1 pseudogene is annotated in these 1,130 nt (G+C 59.1%); it reads right to left on the bottom strand.

The window, feature by feature from the left end:
- Positions 1-987 (bottom strand): annotated as a pseudogene (locus tag AB9F26_RS22105) (IS110 family transposase); the annotation flags it as partial.
- Between the last annotated feature and the right edge of the window lie 143 nt (positions 988-1,130).

Raw genomic sequence — 1,130 nt, 5'->3', positions numbered from 1 at the left:
GTCTTGTTGGCGATAGCCACGGTGACGACCCGAGTCGGCTTGCGCTCCAGGAGCGATCGAACCCAAGCGCCCGTTCGGGTGTCGGTGGTTGGCGCCCGTCGTGTGACGGAGGTGGCACCAACAACCAGCAGTCGGCGCAGAGAGCCATTCCCCATCTTCGAAATTCGCCCGAGCCGATCCTTGCCGCCCGACGAGTTCTGTCGGGGCAGTGTGGGCCGAAACGCGATCCGTCCGAGTGACGGACCGCACGCCGAGGTAGGCCGCAAACTGTCGGCCGGATTTGAAGACAGCCGGATCGGGTACACTGGCAGCCAGCGCGGTTGCCGTGATAAGGCCAACACCCGGGATCGTCATCAACCGCTGGCTCGCGGCGTTCTGCCGATGCCACTCCAGAAGTTCGCGCTCAATCTTCCGGACTTCTTGTTCCAAGCTGTCGAGTTGTACCGCCAAAGCCAGAAGGGCGGACCGGGCTGTCTCCGGCAATCTGGGGTTGTCATCAGCACGAAGGACACTGACAAGTTCAGCAACTTTTCGAGCCCCCTGCGCGGCGATGGCCCCAAACTCGGCGAAGTGGGCGCGGATCGCATTCAGGATCATCGTGCGCTGTCGCATCAGCAGGTCACGAGACCGGTGCAGCACAAGAACACCCTGCTGCTCCTCGGTCTTCACTGGCACGAAGCGCATGTTCGGTCGCGTGACAGCCTCGCAGATGGCTTCCGCATCCGCTGCATCGTTCTTTTGCCGTTTGACGTACGGCTTTACATAAGCGGGAGGAATCATCCGCACGTCGTGACCAAGCGCCGCGATTTCCCGCGCCCAGTAATGCGATGTGGCACAGGCCTCCATGCCAATCAGGCAGGGTTCCAGTTTCGATAGGAAATTCAGAACAGCGCCACGGCGCAACTTCTTTTGCAAAACCACGACGCCATTCGTGTCAATGCCGTGAAGTTGAAAAACAGACTTGGTGAACCTCTCAGCGATTGCTATGCAATCACCTGCCGGTCAACGGATAAATTCCGAGTGTTGTAATATCCATTGTGGATGGCTCCTTCTCTCTGTTGGGTCGTAACAGCACCAGCATGACACATTGCGATGCCGTTCGGGTGGAGCCGTCCACACCATCAGACAAA

Origin of the sequence: Falsihalocynthiibacter sp. BN13B15 (genome assembly GCF_041205415.1) — a bacterium.
Lineage (GTDB): Bacteria > Pseudomonadota > Alphaproteobacteria > Rhodobacterales > Rhodobacteraceae > Falsihalocynthiibacter > Falsihalocynthiibacter arcticus.
The sequence above is the reverse complement of the archived record's forward strand: the minus strand, read 5'-3'. Positions and strand labels throughout refer to the sequence as shown.